We start from the raw sequence: 22,348 nt of genomic DNA, 5'->3' as shown, positions 1-22,348 counted from the left end.
AATCCGGTTAGTTAGATCAGAATTTCGAATTCACCGTCAACTTCCACTGCCGCATTGCCTGGTAGGGCAGCTACTCCAACGGCCGAGCGCACATGGACTCCCTTCTCGCCGAATATTTCCACCATCAGGTCCGACGCTCCATTGGCAACAGCCGGCTGACTCGAGAAACTACTGGCGCTGTTCACATAGATATTCAGCTTGATACAGCGTTTCACCCGATCCATATCCCCTCCGCAAGAGGTGCGGAGCTGCGACAACAGATTCAATGCACAGATCCTGGCTGCCGCCTTTCCTTCCTCAACGCTGAGTTTACCCCCCACCTGCCCGCTGTAAGCCATGGCGCCATCCTGTCTACAGGTTTGTCCGCTCAGTAGGATTCTGCTCCCCTGTTGTAAGAAAGGAACGTAGTTTCCCGCCGGAGCGACGGGGTCAGGTAGTTGAATATTAAGCTCAGACAGTTTGCTTTCTACAGTACTCATCAGATGAATGACTCTCTCAAAGTGTCTTTGGTAGTTTGGTATCGATCAGTTGATACCGTGGTCCACCGGGCGAAACCCAGTGCTGTCGATCGGTGCAGGAAGCTCCGCTATGATGGATGCAAGAAGCGACGCCGACCCCATAGCCAAGGTCCATCCAAGCATCCCATGCCCGGTGTTCAGGTAGAGATTGGATAATACGGTACGCCCGATAATGGGAGTGCTACTTGGTGTTACAGGCCTGAAGCCGGTCCATTGGTCCAGGACCTCGCCATACAAACCCGCCTTGGGAAAGCGTTTGCGGCTGGTATTGAGAAGGTGCCGAATACGGTCAGGATCTAGCCGTTCGTCGTACCCGACAATATCTGCACAGCCAGCAATCCGTAACAGATCACCAACCCGGGCAAATACGATTTTGTTGTCAACATCGGTAATGCAGACATCCGGTGCTTCATCAGTAGCGGGTACCGTTATGCTGTAACCTTTGATCGGATGGATAGGCAGCCGAATCCCCGCGGTTTTGGCCAGTCGGTGTCCCCTGACAGAGCCCGTCGCCAGCACGATGGAATCCGCATCCACTCGGCCTTGGGAGGTTTCCAATCCAGAGACAGAGCCACCAGAAGAGATCAGTCGGTGTACCTCGCACTTATAGCGCTCCTCAATCGCATTTTTATCACGCATCTCCTGCAACAGGGCGTTTGCGAAGTAAGGGCAGTTACCCACCTCGTCAATAGGTGAGTAAACGCATCCTGCAAAGGGAGCAGAAAGCTGCTCAAGCCTTGGCTCCACCTCCAGACTCTGCTGCTTCGACAGGATCTGCTGCCCAACTCCCCATTCTGATTTCTGCGAGACGCGTATACGGGCTTTTTGTAAGTCGTTCTCAGAGGTGTAGATATGCAGCTTGCCTGACCGTCGATAGTCAAACTTGATTTCGTGCTCTTCCAATACTTGATGGAGCACATCTCTTGAGTGAAGGGCCAGCCTGAGCGTTGTGCGTGTATTGAACTCTTCTTTATGAGATCTGGCATTAGATAGAAAGCTGCTACCCCAACGCACCAGATCAGGATCAAGCGAGGGCTTTATCCGAAATGCAGGATCTTTGCCAGCAAGAATCGCTGGGATTTTTCCTAGCAGAGATGGGGATGACATCGCATCACTGTAGGAATAACTGAGCTGTGCGCCATTCGCAAAGCTGGCTCCTTGGGTTGGTCCCTCTGCCGCATCCATCAATATAATCCGATGTCCCAAGCGGCTTAACAAATAGGCCGAGGTCACGCCGATAATACCGGCCCCGACAATGGCTATGGTTTGATTATACATTGTATTCACTATCCTACCTGACTATCACGCTTGAACTAAATGTACGTCTTGATTTCTATTTTATCTTGCATGTTATTCTTTCAGGTACATCGCAACGTGAAAATTAATTTTCATTTTATTTAAGCCCCGTTAGAGCGGTTAGATTCAATCTAAAAAAGATGAAAAGTGGTAATAAGTGGTAATAAGTGGTAATAAGTCAAATATCTATCTACCGGTTTATTATCGGAAATTTTTATATGAGATATGTGAATTCATTTATCCAATGGGTAGATAGGCCTACGAACTTTCCGATATACCCTCGCCGTAACGTCCTGGCTGGCCAGGCCAAAACTTTCCGAAAAGATCACTTCGGAAGCTACGGGATCGAACGCAGCACGAAAATGTTGCTTTGATTTAACGACAATAGTCTTCTTCTCCAGCAGATTGATGCCGTTCGAAGTGAACATCTGCAGGTCTACGACCTGCTGTCTGAAGGATATGATCAAGATATCAATTCCCTCTACTCGCAATACGGCGCAAGGCCCAAGATTCCCGGTAGACATTGGCGCATCGCCGATGTATTTCCCATCGCCGGTGGATACGACAAGCCCACTCACCGCCAAGGCCCCTCCACCAATAGCCGAGCCATTTTTTCCACCAAGAACGCAGGTCACATATTTTCCAACCCCCTCACTGCACAGGTCGCTGGCAAGTTCCTTATCGCAAAAGGCACCAAATGCAGCATCCTCTAAATTCGCGTCGATCATCGCCTTGAGCAGATTGGTCGCATCTCCATAAGCACCACTTCCAGGGTTATCAGAGTAATCTGATATCACCAACGGCTTGCCATCATATTGACGATTCTTGGCGAAATTGATCGCATCCTCTGCCGGAATGGGTTTCATACTGAACTCATCCCGAAGCTGCCAGATCCGATCCATCAACTCCTCCCCGATCTCAACATAGCGCGGGCTTTTCCCGTCACCAGTCACAGTGACACTCGGTCCGATATAAGGCGTATCCGCCATGGTGAAACCGGCGTTGATACTGATATCAAGAACCCCCGGTTCCTGCATCATCTCTTCTGCGCAGGCCAACAGGTCGACCATCTGCCCTTCTGTGGTTCGTCCGTTGTTTGCTCCAACGAGAAGCGGGCGACGTACGATTGTGCATCGAGGCTTGATCTTGCCCGACATTGCCTCCTCCAGGAGACGAGCGGCTCGCCGCCCACATTGGCGCATATCGACGTGAGGGTAAGTTTTGTAGGACACGACGATGTTGGTCTGCTGGCACATTTCGTCAGAAATATTACCGTGCAGATCCAGCGTGACCGCGATGGGTACATCCGGTCCCACTATCTCCCGTATCTGGCTGATCAGAGCGCCTTCAGCATCGTCATGATCTTCAGTCACCATGGCACCGTGCAGTCCCAAGCAGATACCATCCAAATCTGATGTATTTCTCACAGCATCAAGAATGCCGCCGGCCAGAATATCCCAGGCCTCTTTAGACACTTTTCCGCCGGGATTAGCCGCTGCCGCTACACTGGGAATGACGTCCCATCCATATTCCTTGGCAACATCGATAAAACCTGTGGTTGAAAGTTGTCGATTGCTCATGCTCAGTAAAATGTCTTCGCCAGTAAAATAAAGTCGATTGGCGAAATTAACCAGTTCAGTGGGGCAGGTATTGAAAGTATTAGTTTCATGTTCCAATTGCCCAATAATAACCTTGCGACCCATGTCGTATTACTCCAATTGGATTGACCTTTTCTGTCTCTTAAATAAACTAAAGTTAAGTGAGCACAGATATTGGTATTCGATACAACATTAATTTGGTGAGTGACGGCTGTATCGATACATTTGGCATTTCTCTATTGAGCTCTATCAGGACAAAAAAAGGCCTCATACAGAGCCCATTAAGATCTGTGCTGATGTCTTCTCTGAATAATGAAAGGAGAACTGGTTCGATCTATTTAGCTATAGGCACCGTCGCTCCAAGCGCTACATAAGTCCTAGCCCGTTTTGGCAATGATCGATGTAGGATCGGTTTGAGCATAAAGGTGACAACTCACCAGCTGATTACCGGTCCTTACCTCTATCGGTGCCTGGCTCTTACAGATACCCATCGCTTTTTCACAACGAGGGTGGAATTTGCACCCCGAGGGTGGATTGATCGGGTTGGGGTAGCTCGAGCCAACCAGATGACAACCCGGTACCCCCAGCTCTGCTTCTGGTGTCAGAACCGAATCCAGCAGCACGCGGCTGTAGGGGTGCTTGGCGTCTTTGAATAGTGACTTGGTATCGCTGATTTCGACGATCTGGCCCAGATACATAATGGCGACACGAGTCGCTATATGCTCAACCACCGCCATATCGTGGGTGATAAGTAGATAGGTCAACCCCATCTCTTCGCGAAGATCCAAAAGCAGGTTCAATATCTGAGCCTGCACCGATACATCCAACGCAGAAGTCGGCTCATCACAAATGACGATATCAGGCTTTGTAATCAGGGCACGAGCAACCGCCACCCGTTGCCGCTGACCGCCGGACAACTGGTTGGGATAATTGTGATAGAACCGCTTCGGCAAACCGACCTTCTCCATCACGTCATCGACCATGGTCTTCTGCTCTTCGGCATCACCGATGCCATGGATTACCAGCGGGCGCCGGATAATTTCACCGATGGTCTTTCGAGGGTTAAGCGATGAATAGGGATCCTGGAAAATGGGCTGAACTCGCCGCGAAAGCTCCTTGAGGTCAACGTCCTTTAGGGACTGTCCGTTGATGCGGATATCCCCGGCCGTGGGCTTCTGCAAACCCAGCATAATTTTGGCCAGGGTGCTTTTTCCACAACCAGATTCTCCTACCAGTGCCAGAACCTCGCCTTTCCTGAGATCCAGAGACACGTTGCCTACCGCCCGCAAAGGCGTGGCTGGGGAAAAAAAAGCCTGTTTGACCCTGAACTCACACTCGGCTTCGACGACGGAGAGAATGGGTTGTGATTGATGATCGATGTCCTCCCCATAGGCCAAGTCACCCGAGCCTGTACCGGTTTCCTGCTCGCCCCTTGGCATGCCCATGAGTAATTGCGTTTCTTCCGGCGGCAGGATACAGCGATAGCCACGACTCTCGGAGAGGGCTACAAAGGGAATATCTCCGGCCTCGCAGGCATTCTTCTTGTATCGGCAACGCCCTGCAAAATGACAGCCTAGGATCTTTGTTGTCAGCGAAGGCACCATGCCGGGGATCGACCCCAGGTGTTGGCCAGGCTCAATCTGGCCGGGTACTGGAATACTTTCCATCAGCCCTTTGGTGTAGGGGTGCACGGGGTTTCGAAACATCTCACTCGCCTTACCGGTTTCGATGATCTGCCCGGCATACATCACCGACACCCTGTCGGACACCCTGGCAACCACCCCCATATCGTGGGCGATAAAAATGATCGCCATCTTGAACTCCTGCTGCAGCTCCTGGAGCAATAGCAGTATCTGCGCCTGTACGGTGACGTCCAGCGCGGTGGTCGGCTCATCGGCAATGATAAGATCCGGTTCGCACATCAGCGCCATGGCTATCATGACACGCTGACGCAACCCGCCGGACAACTCATGAGGGTACTGTTTCAACCGGTGTTCCGCCGAGGTGATGCCAACCCGGCCCAAGAGATAGATCGCCCGTTTTCTGGCTTCAGCCATGGAGACCTTCTTGTGTAGCATCAGCACCTCTGTCATCTGCCGTCCGATGGAATAGACCGGATTTAAGGAGGTCATCGGCTCCTGAAAAATCATCGCAATGCGATTACCACGGAGTTTCGCTCGGCTTTTCTCATCCATATCGAGCAGGTCCTGGCCGTCGAACCTCAGTGATTTGGCATTCACTTTGGCGGACTTTGACAGCAGACCCATCACGGCTAGAGAGGAAAGGGATTTTCCCGAACCGGACTCGCCAACGATCCCCAGAGTTTCACCCTTGTTGAGAGTAAAAGAGACGTCAGACACCGCGTTGAGCTCCCCTTGCGCCAGAGGCAGGGTAATTGACAAGCCATCAACCTCGAGTAATGCAGACATAGTGTTCTCCTGAAATTTGTGTGGATAAAGAGCTAAACGGCCAATCTAGTTACGATGCTCGGGGGCGGTCACGTCACGAATGCCATCGCCAAACATGTTGACCGCCAGCACCAACAGGAAGAGGGCTGCTCCAGGAATAATCACAAGATAAGGTTTGAAGAACATGAAAGATTTGCCTTCGGCAATCATCAGCCCCCAAGACGCAGTGGGCGGTTGAACACCAACACCTAGGAAGGACAGCGACGCTTCGGCAATGATGAGCACCGCGATCTCCAGGGAAAATACAACGATGATCTGATTAACGATATTCGGCAGAATTTCGTGCAGAAGAATTTGCCGGTCGCTACTCCCAATGGACCGCGCCGCGCTCACGTACTCCATTTCAACTATCTGGCGAGTGACCGTACGGCTCACCGCCATAAAATAAGTCCAATGCAGGCAGCCCAGTACAATAATCAGAGTAGGGATAGATGTACCCACAAAGAACACGATGGACATCGCCATTAACAGATTAGGCAGTGATAGCTGGCAGGTCAGAAGAAAGGAAGTGCCGTGAGCAATCCGCCCTCCGTAGTAACCGGACAGCATGCCCATCGTTACTCCTAGCACGCAGCCAAGCGCTGCTGCGCCAAAGCCAACCCCTAGGGAAACCTGGGCTCCGTACATCAAGCGGCTCAGGTAGTCTCGTCCTAGATGATCGGTGCCAAAGATATGTGACCAGCTTCCTCCTTCAGTCCATACGGGTGGAATTAATCGTTGAGATAGATCCTGCACAAAGGGGTCATGGGGTGCTAACCAGGGTGCCAGAACGGCTGCCAGTACCATAAACAGAACTACGAAAGCCCCGAATTGCAGACCACGGTGCTTTTTCGCCCGAATCCACATCCGTTGTCTCGGGGTGAGGTCCAGCACTTCGTCGACCTTTTTGTCCTCGCAGAGGATGGCCTTTGGTTGACTCGTTTCGGTACCGCCAATGATTGATTTAGCTGTTGTTGTCATGACTCATTGCCCCATACGAATTCGCGGATCTAGCAAGGCATTGAGAATTTCACCCAGCGTCGTCAACACGATAAAAATAAGCGCAAACATGAAGACGAGCATCTGAATAGTCGGCACGTCAGCACCTAGAATGGACTCGTAGGCCAAGCGTCCCAGGCCGTTCATGTTAAAGATAGTTTCGGTGATCAGAGAGCCGCCCAGCTTGTACCCTAGCTGGATAGCAATAACGCTGACCACCGGCAAGATTGCGTTACGCAGGGCATGGCGAAGCATCACCTGACCTTGCATAAACCCTTTGGCTCGGGCCGTGCGGATGAAGTCCGAACCCAGCACTTCGATCATCCCGGCACGGGTCAATCGCAGAATCTGCGGTACGGTACTCATACCTAGAACAAAGGCCGGCAGTACATAGTGTTGCCAGGTAGCATCACCTGAGACCGGAAAGATCGGCACCATCACCGCAAACAGGATGATCATGATCAGACCCAGCCAGAAATTGGGGATCGCTTGGGCGGAGGTACCCAATGCCAGTGCAAAACGGTCCACCCAGCCGTCGGGATTGCGAGCGCCTAAAATACCGAGGGTCAGCCCAACAATAATGCTGATGGACAGTGCACTGACCGCAAGCATGACGGTCACCGGAGCCCGCTCGATAAACAAATCAAGCACCGGCTGCTTCCAGTAATAGCTGTCACCGAAGTCCCCCTGAGCGAGGCGGCCAATCCATGAGGCGTACTGAACAACGAGAGGGCGATCAAAGCCATACTGGATACGAATCTGCTCAACCACTTCTTGGTCCGCATTCTCACCAGCAATGGCAGAAGCCGGATCGGTCGAAGCATTCAGCAGAAAGAAAGTTGCAATAGATACGGTCAGCACAACTAACGTGGCCAACAGGCATCGCTTGAGAATAAACAGAATCACACGCCTTCCTCCTTTATGATTATATTTCTCTAGATTAAAGTTAAGTCGATACCCCTCAAGGTCAGTCAGCGACCTTGGGGGCCAAGATCACTTCCAGTTCAGCTCGTAAAGGCGGGGAACGCCATCCGCCCAAGGGGTGAATTCCACGTCGTTGTTGGCCAGAAAGTTGACAGAGTATGAGAACATCGGAACCCAATAAGCTTGCTCAGCAAAGCGTTTCAGCGCTTCCTTATACATTTGCTCGCGTGCTTGCGAATCGGTCGTTTTCTGGGCATCAACGAACAGGGATTCGATCGTGGTGTCATTGTGCAGATTACGGTCTGAGCCGGATATAAAGTGGTCGGCGCTGGCGGCAACATCAAAGGTTCCGAAAGACCCCCATGTGCCCAAATAGGCTTGGGTTTCTTCCTGATTACGAGCCTTATCGAGCGTCCCCAGTTTGGCCCAATTCATTTTGACCTTCACGCCCACCTTGGCCAGATCTGCCGCAATGGCCTCGACCACCGGCTTATCCACATGTGCCCACATTTCAAACTCGAAACCGTCGGGGTAGCCAGCTTCTGTGAGCAGTTTTTTTGCTTTTTCAGGGTCGTATTCATACGCCTTTACATCGCTGGCGCAACCAAACTGTGAGGGGTGACAGGCCGCATTGATTACGAAAGCAGAATCGTTCACCAGATTCTTGACGATACTTTTCCGGTTCACCGCGTAATTGAGCGCTTGGCGAACCTTCAGTTTCGTCAGAGGGTTGTTTTCACCGGTCATCCCCTTGGCATCCAGATTTATGAAAGCAATGCGAAGTTCGGGACCGCTAATGTGCTTGATTGTCGGCATCGAGGCGACACTCGTAGCAACATCTTCTGGAATGCTGTAACTCCAGTCGACATTGCCTGCCATCATCTCTGCGGTCAGAGTTCCCCAGTCGGTGACCGGTTTCAGCACCAGCTTGTCCAGACTGAGAACGCCTTTCGGACTGTTTGCGTAGTAGTCCTCAAAACGCTCCAGCACCAAGCCACTGCCCATGGAGAAACTGGACACTTTGAACGGACCGGTTCCGTTGTAGTCTGAGGCAAACGCGTCGATATTGACCTTGCCATCTTTGTGGTAGCTACCCGCTTTGCGAGTCTGTACGAAGGTGGCGATATCACGCAGTGCGAGAGGATAGGGAAACTTCGAGTACAGACGAAGCCTGCGATCGTCCACTTTCTCTACGCGATCAAACCACAGACTCACCATAGTGCGACGATAGGTTTGGCCTTCATCGCTTGCGGCCCAGTTGATCGAATAGACTACATCTTCAACGGTCAAGTCGCTCCCATCGTGAAACTTCACACCTTCTCGGATCACGAATTCAATAGTGCTGGGATCTACGAAGCTGAACGACTCAGCAAGTGCCGGCATATATTCGCCGGTTGTAGGATCAACGCTTACCAGTTGATCGGAAAGGAGGTGGCTGAGAATGAGGCTTTCGCGGGACGTTGAATACAGGCTATCAAGGCTCTGAATCTCCTTGTTGATGGCCACTACCATACTGTTTTCTGCCTTCCCAGCGAATGCGCCAGCAGAAACTCCCAGCAAGACCAGCCCTGTTGCCGCCTTGAATATTTTAGTTTTCATATCGTCCTCACTCTTTTGTTACAAGATTTGTTACAAGGGTTAGTGAGCGCAGCTTGTGAAGCTTTCGCGGTATGTATATATCGCTATGCGATTCACAACAATCGCTTTACAATTAACTCTATATTTATTAAATTTCTCAGTCAAGACTTTCGATGTATGAATCACGATCAGCGATTTGGTGTGTTAGCTATCATCGTGATAGATTGGCGCCAACCATGAGCTTTCCACTGGTAAAAGGTGCGACTGATGACAGATTCAAAACGACCCGATCCGCTATTCATTAATTCACTTGAGAAAGGACTTCGGGTGATGAGAGCCTTTACGCCTGAAAGCACCGAGATGACGCTTGGCGAGATAGCATTAAAGACAGAGCTGAGTAAGAGTTCGGTACAGCGTCTATGCCATACCCTTCACGAGCTTGGATACCTGCAGAAGGAAGAAAAATCGAAGAGCTTTCGGCCAACACTCAAGTACTTGGACTTCAGTTGGAGCTATCTGCACTCAGACCAACTGGTACGACTGGCCACGCCTCGGCTCATCGACCTGGGAAGGAAGCTGAAAATTACCGTCAATCTGGCGGAACTGGATGGTACAGACATCGTTTTCACGATTCGAAACCCATACAATCAAGCCCCCTATTACTCGACTTTTCTGGGCCGGCGGGTACCAGCAGTTCTGACCACTCCCGGTCGGGTCCTGCTCTCTTTTAAAACTGACGACGAGGTACGTGCAATCGTTGACAGTTGGGATGGGACGAATCCGCTGTTTTTGACTTATAAGGTGATCGATGATCGAGACAAGATTTTCGAAGAGATCCTGCTTGCTCGAAAGCAGGGGTACTGCATTAGTGAGTCACAAGGGGCCAGCAGCAGCCTTATCAACATTGCCGTTCCCGTTATAGATGGTCGGGGCAACCCGTTAGCAGCAATACAATCTCCAATGGCCGCTTCTGAGTGGGACAGAGAGCGTATCGTACGGGAGGTGTTACCTCATTTGGTTGAGGCTGCTAACTCAATCTAGCAGTGTACTGGTGGGGGCTAATCAGTCATCGTCTGGCATGGTTGGGAGGACAGCACGTTGAGTGCTGCTTGCAGTACCGGTGTGATGGGTGCATTCAGCTTGAGGTTGAGCAAGTCATCGGCCCGGGTTTTTCCCAGGGTGAGGGCGGCGATGGGCTTGTTCCACTCTTGGGCTTTTCGGCAGAAACGAAAGCCCGAGTAGACCATCAATGAAGAGCCGATGACCAGCAGGGCATCGGCGCGCTCGAGCGCGTTCAGTGCTTCCATAACGCGCAGTTTGGGCACGTTATCGCCGAAGAAGACGACATCCGGTTTGAGAATGCCGCCACACTGGTGGCAGTCGGGAATGTGAAAGCCGCTGAAATCCACTTCCAGATCGGCATCGCCATCCGGTGCCGCGGCGGCGCTGAGCCCGGGGAAATCCGGATTCAGCTCGGCACTGCGCTGATGTGACTCGTCGCGGCTGCAGCGATAGTCGCAGCTCATGCAGATAATCTGATCTGAACGACCATGCAGGTCGACTACCTTGCGGCTGCCGGCCCGCTGGTGAAGTCGATCTACGTTTTGGGTAACCAGCAGGTCAATATGATCCAGCTGCTCCAGTCGTGCCAGGGCCTGATGCGCCGGATTGGGGTGGGCATCGCGCATCATCGGCCAACCGACCAGGCTGCGGCCCCAGTAGCGTTTTCGGGTGTGCTCGCAGCGCATGAAGTCCGGATGCTGCACCGGCTGGGCGCGCTTCCACTGGCCTTGCTGATCGCGGTAGTCGGGAATGCCGGAATCCGTACTGATGCCGGCACCGGTCAGCACCAGCAGGCGAGGGTGGGTACGGATGAATTCGACCAGATCGATATGGGGCTCAGTGCTGGGCATAGGGCTCGGGCTTCCTTGTATTCTGGTGTCGGCGTTCAGACGGCCTGTGCTCATAGTGCCGGCCAGTTCGACCAAGGCTACGCAAGTCGTCAGTATCCCATTCGAAAGTATGTGAGATATCCTATCCCAACCAGATCCTTGGATCGAGCCTGACGAGGCTTGGGTTCTTTTGGCATATAGAATGTGAGCATGATGCGCTTTATCCTAACTACTGTTGATATCAGCGCTGAATGTCGGCAAAGGTCAGCGTGCCCCAAGGCTGTGGCAACACATGGGCATACAGGTCGCTTAGCAGCTCGGCTTCCGTTATATCCTGAATGATTGTGAGATCAAGGAGGTTGTCGTTGGTCAGGGGATGTTGTTTCTTTTGGTTGGCCAGCTACTCAAGATCTTAGAGGTCGGGAGTCACGGCATGATATCGTCCTTCTCGGCTCTGCTCGTCTGCATTGCCAGGCAACCACTGTATATGTTATCGATTCTGTTATAATGTGATAACTAGCTAGGAGGTCCATCATGATACGTCGAAGCAAAACAGCTGCACGCAATCAGCTCACTCCAGAAAAAATCCGCCGTTCCGTGGCCAGTTCAACCGCCATTGAAACCGGTGAAGCCACGGCCGTTATCGAAACTCGGCTAAAGTCCGGTAAGCGCCGCTTTCCACAACTGTCTCTTGCCGACTAAGCCTGTTCTCAGATTTGCTCTTGCGTCAGCACGTCCCTGACCAATCTCTCTACGTACTGATAATCCCCACTTACACCGGCCTGAATAGCCCGGAAGTAAAAGTTTTTATGTTCTTCCCATAGCCGATAGTCGAGGGGCTGATATCCTGCCTGCAACGCCATTATGTCGAGTAGCAGCCGTGAAACACGGCCATTACCTTCCCGAAACGGATGGATGAGAATGAATTCCACATGGCTTTGCGCCAGGTAACGGATCACGGCATCTTCCGGCCAGGTGTTCAGATCGGCTAGTTGTGACAGGAAATCCAGCTCGAACGTCGAGACCAGACGGGGTAGCTGGTCTGCGGCAGCAAAGTGAAAGTCTCCTTTACTCATGTTTACGGTACGTAGCTGGCCTGCCCACTGATATAGCTTCCCCAACCACTGTCGATGCCAGCGCTGAATGTCGGCAAAAGTCAGCGTGTCGCAGGGCTGTGGCAACACATGGATATACAGGTCGTTTAATAGCTCGGCTTCCGCATCCTCTATATCCTGAATGCTTGTGAGGCCAAGGAGGTTGCGTAGTACACCAGGCTCTGTTCCCGGCTGATCTTCAGCTTCGTGTCCGGTGGCGTTATAGCGGTTCATTGGTGCTCCTTTCACACCACGCGCCTGCAGTGTAAGCAGTTACAGAGTGGTTTTTCTACGGTACTAAGTGAGTCTAAATGGTGATCGTTTGAATGCCAAGGTCCGATACCGACAGTATTAGCAGACACCGTCCGAACCCGACGGTGTCTTTTTGTTTGCCCAGCGAAGCTGGCAACCCCGGTGGACTGAAAGAAGTCCACGTCACCCCGACTGAGGGGAAGACAATCCGAGTGGCAAGGGCGTTGTTGGCCAACGGCAAGGTCTGAAGGAAGCCATAGGAAGTCTGGAGTACACAACGCAAGTGAACCTGCTTCGGCAGCATGAGGGTGGTCAGCGTGCGAAATAACGCGAAGCCCGATACTCAGTCAGACTCATGCTGTGCTTGAGGGTGGCATTCCAGACAGGGAGCCAGTGCAGTAACTGGGGAAGCCTGGCACCGATTCCGGCAGAGCCGGACGCAGCCGCACGAGAGGTGACTCAAGGCGGTTGTGGGTGTGAGGTGGCAGATGATCCCGTAGTAGTGAGTAAGGCCCAGCCAATGAAAGCCCGTAAGGGTGTGGAGGAGAAAACTGGGCCGATCATGTTTGCTGAAGTGGTGGGTCGCCAAAAGCACCCATCATTGCGAAGGGGTGAAGCATACTGTAAACGCGTGACACCGCGTCATGTTTCCAAGGTGACGTGCACAAGCTGCCTGACGAGGCGGGGCACCTTCAGCCGGTAACGCGGGGAACCGCTGCACTGAAATGACAGGGCCGCACAAGGGAGTAACAACGGACGAGCCGGTAGATTGCCGTCGTGCTAGTACGCCGGTCAACCGTTGCCAAGCGTTCATCACCGAAGAAGTGCGACGAGGTCAAGCACGCTGTGAGGAGAAGATGTGAGAGTGTATTACAGCTTGTATGGTCGGCTGCTGTCAAAGCAGGCGCTATACGCCGGATTCAAACAGGTGTGGAAAGCGAAAGGCGCGGCCGGAATAGATGGGCAGAGCCTGAGCGACTTCGCCTCGAAACTGGATGTGAACCTCGAACAACTACTGAGTGAACTGCGGGAAAAGCGCTACCAACCGCTTCCGGTGCGGCGAGTCGAGATCCCGAAAGAGGATGGCGGCACACTACAACTGGGGATCCCCGCAGTGCGGGACCGCATTGTTCAGCAGGCGCTGCTGGATATCCTGAATCCCATCTTCGATGCGGACTTTCATCCGTCAAGCTACGGGTATCGTCCGGGTCGGAGTTGACACCAGGCCATTTCCAAAGCGACGCTCTTTATTCGCCAGTATCATCGGCGGTGGGTGGTCGACATGGATCTGTCGAAATGCTTCGATATGCTCGATCATGAGCTGATCATCAAGGCGTTCCGACGGCGGGTGACAGACGGCAGCATACTGACATTATTGAGTCAGTTTCTGCAAAGTGGGGTGATGGTCGACGGTCAATGGCAAGCGACCCGCGTGGGCAGCCCGCAAGGCGGGGTGATCAGTCCGCTGATCGCCAATGTGTATCTTGATGCGTTCGATCAAGAGATGAAACGCCGCAACCATCGGATAGTCCGCTATGCGGACGACATCCTGATCCTGTGCGGCTCACAGGCGGCGGCAGAGCATGCACGCCGGGTAGCAACCCAACTACTGGAAGGTGATCTCAGGCTGAAGGTTAACGAACAGAAAACCCATCTCGCCCACAGCGACGAGGGGGTTAAGTTCTTGGGTGTGGAAATTTATACGCATTACACCCGGATCCAAGCGAAGAAGCTCAGTTCATTCAAAGCCCGAGTCAAACAGCTGACGAAACGTAATCGCGGCAGACAACTGGCGAGAATCATCAGCGAGTTGAATGCCGTGCTACGCGGGTTCGGTTATTACTTCAGGATCAGCAACAGTAGCCGCGAGTTCGTCAAACTCATGCAATGGGTCCGGCGCAGACTGCGCTGTATTCAGTTGGTGCATTGGAAACGACCGGCTCGGCTGCACAGGCGGCTGAGGCAGCTGGGATATAAAGGTAAATTCAAGCGCATCAAGATGAGGTCATGGCGCAATGCCGCGAGTCCGCTTGCGAGTTACGCGATGCCGAATGCCTGGTTCGACGAACAGGGCTTGTTTAATCTTACCAAGATCAAGACAGGCCAACTCGCCCCTTGGTGTTAAGGGATAACAGTATGCAGGAGCCGTGTACGAGGTCCGTACGCACGGTTCTGTGGGAGGGACGGGGAGTAATCCCCGCCCTACCTAATGTTAGTGGGCATTCTCAAGCCAGGTGCGGTATGCGGATGCCCGCCTGACTAAGGTTTGGTCTTTGTTCCGGAGCGATGGTGGGGGGGGCTAGGAGCAAAAACAAAAAAGCGCCAACCCAATAGGGTTGGCGCTTTTGCGTCAGGGAGGAGGTATGCGGGATAATCTGGATTTTATGTGCTGTTAAACAGCTGACAACCGGCCTGGTGTTTGTGGGAGAAGCAGGCAAACAGGCTCTTATTATCTGCGCTGAGGTATCCCCGAAGTATCCCCATAAAAAAAGGGTTAGCGGCTCTTAACCTGCTAACCCTTGGTATTTGGTGGCCCCTCCCAGACTTGAACTGGGGACCTAACGATTATGAGTCGTGTGCTCTAACCAACTGAGCTAAGGGGCCAAAAGTGGAGCTGATTATAGGGAAAGCGGCCTTGGCTGTCCAGTCAGGGTAGCTCTATATCAGTTTGATTTTTAAACGGTTGGAACATTAGGCACAAAAAGAGAAAGGGCGCCGAGGCGCCCTTTTATCGTCTTGCTTGTCGCTGACTGCCGCTTACTCGTCGAGGAAGCTGCGCAGTACTTCGGAGCGGCTGGGATGGCGCAGTTTGCGCAATGCCTTGGCTTCGATCTGGCGAATACGCTCGCGGGTAACGTCGAACTGCTTGCCCACCTCTTCCAGAGTGTGGTCGGTGTTCATGTCGATACCAAAGCGCATGCGCAGTACCTTGGCTTCACGAGCCGTCAGGCCCGAAAGCACGTCTTTGGTAGCATTACGCAGGCTTTCGCTGGTGGCGGAGTCGGCCGGCAAGGACAGGGTGGTGTCCTCGATAAAGTCGCCCAGATGGGAGTCTTCATCGTCGCCGATGGGCGTCTCCATCGAGATCGGCTCTTTGGCGATTTTCAGCACCTTGCGGATCTTGTCTTCCGGCATGGCCATGCGATGCGCCAGCTCTTCCGGGGTCGGTTCACGACCCATTTCCTGCAGCATCTGGCGGGAAATACGGTTGAGCTTGTTGATGGTCTCGATCATGTGTACCGGAATACGGATGGTACGGGCCTGATCCGCGATGGAGCGGGTAATGGCCTGACGAATCCACCAGGTAGCGTAGGTCGAGAACTTGTAGCCGCGACGATATTCAAACTTGTCCACTGCCTTCATCAGACCGATGTTGCCCTCCTGGATCAGATCCAGGAACTGCAAGCCGCGGTTGGTGTACTTCTTGGCGATGGAGATAACCAGACGCAGGTTGGCCTCAACCATTTCTTTCTTGGCGCGGCGGGCCTTGGCTTCACCGATGCTCATGCGACGGTTGATGTCTTTAATCTGCGAGATGGTCAGGCCGGTTTCTTCTTCAACCAGCTTGAGCTTGCCGATGGAACGCAGCACGTCTTCGGCGACTTCTTCCATCTTCACAGACCAGGCTTTACCGGCGGCCAGCTGCTTCTTGAACCATTCCTGCTCGCTTTCGTGTTGAGCAAAGGCCTGCACGAAGGTCTTCTTCGGCATTTTGCACTGCTCTACACACAGCTTCAGGATGAGGCGTTCCTGAATGCGTACGCGGTCCATGGTGTTACGCATGGCATTGACCAGGCGATCGAACTGCTTGGGCACCAGGCGAAACTCGCGGAAAATGTAGGCGAGCCCGGCGATTTCTGCAGCGGCTTCCGGCGAGGTACGGCCTTTGCTTTCAATCACGCCGCGCATGATGTCGTACTGTTCACGCAAGATGCCGAATTTTTCGCGCGCCAGCTCGGGATCCGGGCCGGTATCGACTTCTTCTTCGTCTTCGTCGTCTTTATCGTCTTCGTCTTCGTCTTCCAGCTCTTTATCGCTCAGTTCAGAGCCGATATGAGTCGCGGTGGGGGCGACGGTGTCGACGGCGTCCGGGTCGAGAAAACCGGAGATGATATCGCTCAGTTTGATGTCACCGGCTTCAAAGCGGTCAAACTGGTACAGCAAAGAGGTGATGGTCTCGGGGTATTCGGACACCGAGCTCTGCACCTGGTTGATGCCTTCTTCGATCCGTTTGGCGATGTCGATTTCGCCTTCACGGGTCAGCAGCTCAACCGTACCCATTTCGCGCATATACATGCGTACCGGGTCGGTGGTGCGGCCGATTTCCGACTCAACAGAAGCCAGCGCCTGAGCGGCGGCCTCGGCGGCGTCTTCGTCGGCGGTGGTTTCAGACATCATCAGATCATCGGCATCGGGGGCGCTTTCCACCACCTGAATACCCATGTCATTGATCATCTGAATGATATCTTCGATTTGATCGGAATCGACGATATCCTGAGGAAGATGATCGTTTACCTCGGCATAGGTCAGGTAACCCTGTTCTTTACCTTTGGCAACGAGAAGTTTAAGCTGAGACTGCGGGGTTTGCTCCATAGAACTCGTCCGGTTAGATGTTGCAAGAGGGTGTAGGCATTAGGCACTCTTTTATGGCGCGCAAGTAGCCGATTATAACAAAATTTGACCAGCCTCGCTATGCTGGTCTGAGCTTGCCAACACGCCTCGCCTTCAATAATCGGTGAGAGTGCTGCAGCGTTCAATGGTTCATCATTACCCGTTTGCCGGGCCTGCTTTACGATATTGGGGCGTCACGCCCACTTTTCAATGTTCATCCGCTCCCACCCTTGCTTTCGCTGAGCAGCAGCAGTAATTCCTGTTTTTCTGCCGAGGTCAGTCCGTGCTGACTGCTTTTTCGTTGCAGCGATTCGATGCGGCTGGCCAGGTATTCGTTGATCAGCACCACAAAGATATCCTGCAGCTCCTGCTCGATATGCTCGCCTGCAAACAGGCCTTCGGCCATTGCGAGGCGAGCCAGCGCCGGCTCGGATTCATGACCGCGCCAGTGTTCGAGCAACTGGGCCGTGGTCATTTCCGGTCGGTGTTGCACCTGACCCAACAGCGTCTGCAGCAGTTCCATGCCGGGTAATGGCAATTCGGCCAGTTCGGGCATGGCCGGTAGTCTGGCAGCGGCAGCCGGATATTGTAGCACAAGGGCAATGGCCCGGCGAATAGGGGTCAGCTTTATCTTTTTACCGGGCTGTCTGGTCGGGGTGGACGGCTCTGCGCCGCTCTTCTGCAAACGACCGAACAGCTCTCGCACCCGGCGTTCGTTTTCGCCCCAGTTCAGCTGGCGGGAGAGGTGAGTGATCAGGCCTTCACGGGTAAAGCCTTCCGGCACTCGAATAATGGCTTCCGCCGCCTTGTTGGCCAGCTCGTGCTGGCCGGCGTCACCGCTCATGGTGTCCTGGGCCAGGCGCTCGAACAGGAAGTCGCCAAAGTCCTGGGCCTGACCCAGTTGCTGTTCAAACACGGCGGCGCCCAGTTTGCGTACCAGGGTGTCGGGATCTTCGCCGTCGGGCAGAAACACGAATTTCAGGCTGCGACCATCCTGCATCAATGGCAGGGCATTTTCCAATGCGCGCCAGGCGGCTTCGCGTCCGGCCCGGTCTCCGTCGTAGCAGCAGATCACTTCGCGGGTGGTACGGAACAGCAACTGCAGGTGATCGGGTGTGGTGGAGGTGCCGAGGCTGGCCACCGCATAGTCGATGCCAAACTGGGCCAGCGCCACTACATCCATGTAGCCTTCCACCACCAGGATACGATCCGGATTGCGGTGTGCCTGCCGTACTTCATAGAGGCCGTAGAGTTCACGCCCCTTGTGAAACACCGGTGTCTCGGGTGAATTCAGGTATTTCGGGGTGCCGTCGCCCAGAACGCGACCACCGAAGCCGATAACCCGACCGCGCCGGTCGTGGATGGGGAACATGATGCGATCGCGAAAACGGTCATAGACCCGGCCGTTGTCGCTTTGCAGCAGCATGCCGCCTTCTATCAGCTGGCGTTCGGCTTCCGGATTGCGGGCAAACTGTTTTTTTACACCATCCCACTGATCCGGCACATAACCGATACGGAACTGTTTGACTACCTCGCCGCTCAGGCCCCGGCCCTTGAGGTAGCTGATGGCATCCTGGGACTGGCGCAGCTGTCCCTGATAGAAACGGCTGATATCGTTGAGCTGACCGTAGAGATCCTGGCGTACCGCCTTTGCCGCCGCCTGTTGTGCCGGAGACAGCGATGAGCCGCCGCTTTCCCGCGGGACCGTGACGCCGTGCATGCCGGCGAGTTCGTCGATGGCATCGAGAAATTCCAGTCCGTCATATTCCATCAGAAAGCCGAGCACGGTGCCGTGGGCGCCACAGCCGAAGCAATGATAGAACTGTTTATCGGCACTGACGGTAAAGGAGGGGGATTTTTCGTTGTGAAAAGGGCAGCAGGCCTGATAGTTCTTGCCGGCTTTTTTGAGTTTTACCCGCTGATCGATCAGATCGACGATGTCGGTTCTGGCCAGCAGATCGTCAATAAAAGATTGGGGGATTCTGCCTGTCATCATTCACCGGAAAGCGAAAAAAACAAAGCCGTGCTTCAAGAAGAGGCACGGCCCGTCGGCAGGGAACAGCGTGAGCGCTTTAAGCCAGTCTGGCTTTAATGCTGGCGCTGACCTTGCCCATATCTGCACGTCCCTGGATTTGCGGTTTGAGCACCGCCATCACTTTGCCCATATCCTGCATGCCGGTGGCACCGGTATCGGCGATGGCTTGCGTCAGCAAGGCATCCAGTTCGTCTGCGGTCAGAGGTTGCGGCAGGAATTCCTGCAGCACCACGATTTCCTGGCGTTCACCATCGGCCAGCTCCTGACGTCCGGCCTGCTCGAATTGAGTGGCGGCGTCTTTACGCTGTTTCACCATTTTGGTGACGATGGTGATGATGGCGTCATCATCCAGGGTCTCGCGGCTGTCTATCTCTTTTTGTTTGATCTCTGCCAGCAGCATACGCAAGGTGCCGAGGCGCGCCTTGTTTCTGGCACGCATGGCAATCTTTTGTTGCTCTGACAGCTGGTCTTTTAAAGACATGAGATCAACAACAACTTAGTACAGACGAGTACGACGTGCGTTTTCACGAGCCAGTTTCTTGGCATGACGCTTAACAGCAGCAGCCTTGGCGCGCTTGCGTTCGGTAGTCGGCTTCTCGTAGTGCTCGCGACGACGCACTTCAGACAGGATACCGGCCTTTTCGCAGGAACGCTTGAAACGACGCAGGGCTACGTCGAAGGGCTCGTTTTCACGTACTTTAATTACTGGCATGTGCCTCTCACCTCGGTTAACTGGTCTGTCACCGACCAGTTTGACTAATAAAAATGGTGCGAAATTCTACTCTGAACCGGAACCTAAAGTAAAGTCCGGCAGCCCTTCGCTGGTTAAAAAATCACGGGGAGGGTAACATAGACCCCTCTTTTTCGACAGCCTTGAATGATTAGACCGACATGCGTGTATTAGGTATAGAAACCTCCTGTGATGAAACCGGCATCGCCATCTACGACGACCAACTCGGTATCATGGCTCACCAGTTATACAGCCAGGTCGCGCTGCATGCGGACTATGGTGGCGTGGTGCCCGAACTGGCCAGTCGGGATCATATTCGCAAGACCATTCCGCTGATCGAGACCGCGCTGGCCGACGCCGGTTGCAGTCGGGATGATATCGACGGTGTGGCCTATACCGCCGGGCCCGGCCTGATGGGCGCCTTGCTGGTGGGGGCCACCATAGGGCGCAGCCTGGCCTTTGCCTGGAACAAGCCGGCGGTGGCGGTGCATCATATGGAAGGCCACCTGCTGGCCCCCATGCTGGAAGAGCGGGTGCCGGCCTTTCCCTTTGTCGCCTTGCTGGTCTCTGGTGGTCATACATTGTTAGTGCGGGTCGATGGCATTGGTCGTTACGAAATATTGGGCGAGTCGGTAGACGATGCCGCCGGCGAGGCGTTCGATAAAACCGCCAAACTGATGGGACTGGATTACCCCGGTGGCCCGCGGCTGGCCAAGCTTGCCGAGCTGGGCCAGCCCAACCGCTTTAAATTTCCGCGGCCCATGACCGACAGGCCCGGGCTGGATTTCAGCTTTTCCGGCCTGAAAACCGCCACCGCCACCACCATTGCCCGAGAGGGTAACGACGAGCAGACTCGGGCCGACATCGCCCACGCCTTTCAGCAGGCGGTGGTCGATACTCTGGCCATCAAGTGCAAGCGGGCCCTGCAACAGACCGGGCTCAACCGGTTGGTGGTGGCCGGTGGTGTGAGCGCGAATGTCTCGTTGCGAAGCCAACTGGAAGCGCTGATGAAGGGGCTGAACGGCGAAGTATTTTATCCGCGTAACGAATATTGTACCGATAATGGTGCCATGATTGCCTTCGCCGGCCTGCAACGACTGAAAGCCGGTGAAACCGAGCCGCTGGCGGTACGCGCCAGACCGCGCTGGCCGCTGGATGAGCTGGAAGCGGTTGATTGACGTGACCCCGTGAGGAGTAAAGAGTGAGGTGTTAGGAAAGAACGTTGCCTTATTCCTCACCCCTCACAGGGTTATTCCCCACGATTTCCTCTGAATTTGTCCAGAATCGGTTTTTCTTGCCGGTGATACAGACGGCTGATATTACGGTGATGGCGCAGTATGAGCAGGCAGGAGAGCAGGGCCACCGCCAGGGTATATTCCGGCTTGATGAAATACACATAGAGTGGTGCCACCAGGGCGGTAATGAGTGAGGCCAGCGAGGAATAGCCAAACAATCCCAGGCAGACCAGCCAGGTCAGCAGCATCAGGCCGGTCATGTCCATGCCCAGTGGCAGCAGGGTACCCAGGGCGGTTGCCACCCCCTTGCCACCGCGAAAGTGGAAAAACAGCGGGAACATGTGTCCCAGGCAGGCAGCCATACCGATCAAGGCCAGATACAGAGGGCTGATGTCGAGAAACCAGCCCAGATAAACCGGCAGTGTTCCCTTGAGAATATCGAGCAGCAGCACCCAGACCGCGGCGCTGCGGTTGCCGGTGCGCAGCACATTGGTGGCACCGGGGTTGCCCGAGCCATGCTGTCGTGGGTCCGGCAGACGGTAAAGACGAGAGATCAACACGGCACTGGAGATGGATCCCCCCAGATAGGCAAACATGATCATAAACAGGGTGAGAGCCGTCATTCTCGGTTTATACCTCGGGGTCAATCCGTTACTATTGCGCGCTTAAAAACCGAGCTGCTGGCTGAGCCAGCAAGGCCCGATCGCCGAAAATAACCACAGCTTAACAGAAGATATAAACGATGGATAAAGTGTTTGTACAAGCCCTGGAAGTGCTCACTACCATTGGCGCTTATGAGTGGGAAAAGAGCATAAAACAAAAGATCCGCTTCGATCTGGAGATGATGCATGACAATCGGCCGGCGGCGTTGGGCGACGATCTGACCAAGGCGCTCGATTATGCCGCCCTGTCACAGAAAGTGACGCAGCACGCCGAACAAAATCATGTAGAGCTGGTCGAAACCATGGCCGAACAGATAGCCCAGTTGATCCTGGCGGAGTTTCCGGTTCAGTCGGTAAAAGTTCGGCTGACCAAGCCGGGCGCGGTGGCCAATGCCGCCGGCGTGGGCGTAGAAATAGAGCGCTTTGCCCACGCTCACGGATTGAGCTGAGGTGTCATTACCGCGTCACTGAATACTG

Annotated in this window: 19 protein-coding genes, 1 tRNA gene and 1 pseudogene; 6 read left to right on the top strand and 15 right to left on the bottom strand. The window is 53.9% G+C overall.

Going from position 1 to position 22,348, the window contains the following annotated elements:
* Positions 1 to 11: 11 nt before the first annotated feature.
* The 7 genes from Q0753_RS08980 to Q0753_RS08950 all read right to left on the bottom strand — a co-directional run bounded on the left by Q0753_RS08980 (position 12) and on the right by Q0753_RS08950 (position 9,381).
* Positions 12 to 479, bottom strand: a complete 468-nt coding sequence (locus Q0753_RS08980; RefSeq protein WP_298719651.1) for a RidA family protein — start codon at positions 477 to 479, stop codon at positions 12 to 14.
* Positions 480 to 524: 45 nt separating this feature from the next.
* Positions 525 to 1,796, bottom strand: coding sequence for a D-amino acid dehydrogenase (locus tag Q0753_RS08975; RefSeq protein WP_298719649.1), 1,272 nt, complete (start codon positions 1,794 to 1,796; stop codon positions 525 to 527).
* Between the two features lie 251 nt (positions 1,797 to 2,047).
* Positions 2,048 to 3,517 (bottom strand): M81 family metallopeptidase, encoded by a 1,470-nt coding sequence (locus Q0753_RS08970; RefSeq protein ID WP_298719647.1) that lies wholly within the window; start codon positions 3,515 to 3,517, stop codon positions 2,048 to 2,050.
* A gap of 272 nt (positions 3,518 to 3,789) precedes the next feature.
* A complete protein-coding gene (locus tag Q0753_RS08965) occupies positions 3,790 to 5,841 on the bottom strand; it encodes an ABC transporter ATP-binding protein (protein ID WP_298719645.1) in 2,052 nt (683 codons plus the stop codon).
* Positions 5,842 to 5,886: 45 nt separating this feature from the next.
* The gene (locus tag Q0753_RS08960; RefSeq protein ID WP_298719643.1) at positions 5,887 to 6,840 is read right to left on the bottom strand and encodes an ABC transporter permease; all 954 of its coding nucleotides are present in this window, start codon (positions 6,838 to 6,840) and stop codon (positions 5,887 to 5,889) included.
* 3 nt (positions 6,841 to 6,843) lie between these two features.
* Positions 6,844 to 7,764, bottom strand: a complete 921-nt coding sequence (locus Q0753_RS08955; RefSeq protein WP_298719641.1) for an ABC transporter permease — start codon at positions 7,762 to 7,764, stop codon at positions 6,844 to 6,846.
* Between the two features lie 87 nt (positions 7,765 to 7,851).
* Entirely contained in the window at positions 7,852 to 9,381 is a 1,530-nt protein-coding gene (locus Q0753_RS08950) for an ABC transporter substrate-binding protein (RefSeq protein ID WP_298719639.1), read from the bottom strand.
* Positions 9,382 to 9,627: 246 nt separating this feature from the next.
* On the opposite strand from Q0753_RS08950, the gene Q0753_RS08945 reads away from it, so the two are divergent.
* Positions 9,628 to 10,401, top strand: coding sequence for a helix-turn-helix domain-containing protein (locus Q0753_RS08945; protein ID WP_298719637.1), 774 nt, complete (start codon positions 9,628 to 9,630; stop codon positions 10,399 to 10,401).
* Between the two features lie 17 nt (positions 10,402 to 10,418).
* Here Q0753_RS08945 and Q0753_RS08940 read toward each other — a convergent pair whose 3' ends face one another.
* Complete coding sequence (locus Q0753_RS08940; protein WP_298719635.1) at positions 10,419 to 11,273, bottom strand: NAD-dependent protein deacetylase; 855 nt, start codon at positions 11,271 to 11,273, stop codon at positions 10,419 to 10,421.
* Between the two features lie 513 nt (positions 11,274 to 11,786).
* Between Q0753_RS08940 and Q0753_RS08935 the strand changes: the two genes are divergently transcribed.
* On the top strand, positions 11,787 to 11,954 hold the full coding sequence (locus Q0753_RS08935; RefSeq protein WP_298719633.1) for a hypothetical protein: 168 nt from the start codon (positions 11,787 to 11,789) through the stop codon (positions 11,952 to 11,954).
* Positions 11,955 to 11,962: 8 nt separating this feature from the next.
* On the opposite strand, the gene Q0753_RS08930 is transcribed toward Q0753_RS08935, so the two are convergent.
* Positions 11,963 to 12,580, bottom strand: a complete 618-nt coding sequence (locus Q0753_RS08930) for a Fic family protein (RefSeq protein WP_298719631.1) — start codon at positions 12,578 to 12,580, stop codon at positions 11,963 to 11,965.
* An 877-nt stretch (positions 12,581 to 13,457) separates the two neighbouring features.
* Between Q0753_RS08930 and Q0753_RS08925 the strand changes: the two genes are divergently transcribed.
* Positions 13,458 to 13,817 (top strand): hypothetical protein, encoded by a 360-nt coding sequence (locus tag Q0753_RS08925; RefSeq protein ID WP_298719629.1) that lies wholly within the window; start codon positions 13,458 to 13,460, stop codon positions 13,815 to 13,817.
* A 54-nt stretch (positions 13,818 to 13,871) separates the two neighbouring features.
* The gene (locus Q0753_RS08920) at positions 13,872 to 14,723 is read left to right on the top strand and encodes a reverse transcriptase domain-containing protein (protein ID WP_298719627.1); all 852 of its coding nucleotides are present in this window, start codon (positions 13,872 to 13,874) and stop codon (positions 14,721 to 14,723) included.
* Positions 14,724 to 15,125: 402 nt separating this feature from the next.
* On the opposite strand, the gene Q0753_RS08915 is transcribed toward Q0753_RS08920, so the two are convergent.
* The 5 genes and pseudogenes from Q0753_RS08915 to rpsU all read right to left on the bottom strand — a co-directional run bounded on the left by Q0753_RS08915 (position 15,126) and on the right by rpsU (position 19,956).
* Positions 15,126 to 15,202: transfer RNA gene (locus Q0753_RS08915), tRNA-Ile, on the bottom strand.
* A gap of 153 nt (positions 15,203 to 15,355) precedes the next feature.
* Positions 15,356 to 17,197 (bottom strand): annotated as a pseudogene (gene rpoD / locus Q0753_RS08910) (RNA polymerase sigma factor RpoD); the annotation flags it as partial.
* A gap of 226 nt (positions 17,198 to 17,423) precedes the next feature.
* Entirely contained in the window at positions 17,424 to 19,202 is a 1,779-nt protein-coding gene (gene dnaG, locus Q0753_RS08905; RefSeq protein WP_298719625.1) for a DNA primase, read from the bottom strand.
* Positions 19,203 to 19,281: 79 nt separating this feature from the next.
* Complete coding sequence (locus Q0753_RS08900; RefSeq protein ID WP_204795213.1) at positions 19,282 to 19,725, bottom strand: GatB/YqeY domain-containing protein; 444 nt, start codon at positions 19,723 to 19,725, stop codon at positions 19,282 to 19,284.
* Between the two features lie 15 nt (positions 19,726 to 19,740).
* Positions 19,741 to 19,956, bottom strand: a complete 216-nt coding sequence (gene rpsU, locus Q0753_RS08895; RefSeq protein WP_014293599.1) for a 30S ribosomal protein S21 — start codon at positions 19,954 to 19,956, stop codon at positions 19,741 to 19,743.
* Between the two features lie 179 nt (positions 19,957 to 20,135).
* On the opposite strand from rpsU, the gene tsaD reads away from it, so the two are divergent.
* Positions 20,136 to 21,152 carry a tRNA (adenosine(37)-N6)-threonylcarbamoyltransferase complex transferase subunit TsaD gene (gene tsaD / locus Q0753_RS08890; RefSeq protein ID WP_298719604.1) on the top strand — a complete coding sequence of 339 codons (1,017 nt, stop codon included), beginning with the start codon at positions 20,136 to 20,138 and terminating at the stop codon, positions 21,150 to 21,152.
* Positions 21,153 to 21,223: 71 nt separating this feature from the next.
* Here tsaD and plsY read toward each other — a convergent pair whose 3' ends face one another.
* Positions 21,224 to 21,832 carry a glycerol-3-phosphate 1-O-acyltransferase PlsY gene (gene plsY / locus Q0753_RS08885; RefSeq protein WP_298719602.1) on the bottom strand — a complete coding sequence of 203 codons (609 nt, stop codon included), beginning with the start codon at positions 21,830 to 21,832 and terminating at the stop codon, positions 21,224 to 21,226.
* 119 nt (positions 21,833 to 21,951) lie between these two features.
* Here plsY and folB point away from each other — a divergent pair, with 119 nt between their 5' ends.
* Positions 21,952 to 22,320 (top strand): dihydroneopterin aldolase, encoded by a 369-nt coding sequence (gene folB, locus Q0753_RS08880; RefSeq protein WP_298719600.1) that lies wholly within the window; start codon positions 21,952 to 21,954, stop codon positions 22,318 to 22,320.
* Positions 22,321 to 22,348 lie beyond the last annotated feature (28 nt).

The sequence above is a fragment of the uncultured Oceanisphaera sp. genome (assembly GCF_947495715.1).
Classification (GTDB): domain Bacteria; phylum Pseudomonadota; class Gammaproteobacteria; order Enterobacterales; family Aeromonadaceae; genus Oceanimonas; species Oceanimonas sediminis.
The sequence above is the reverse complement of the archived record's forward strand: the minus strand, read 5'-3'. Positions and strand labels throughout refer to the sequence as shown.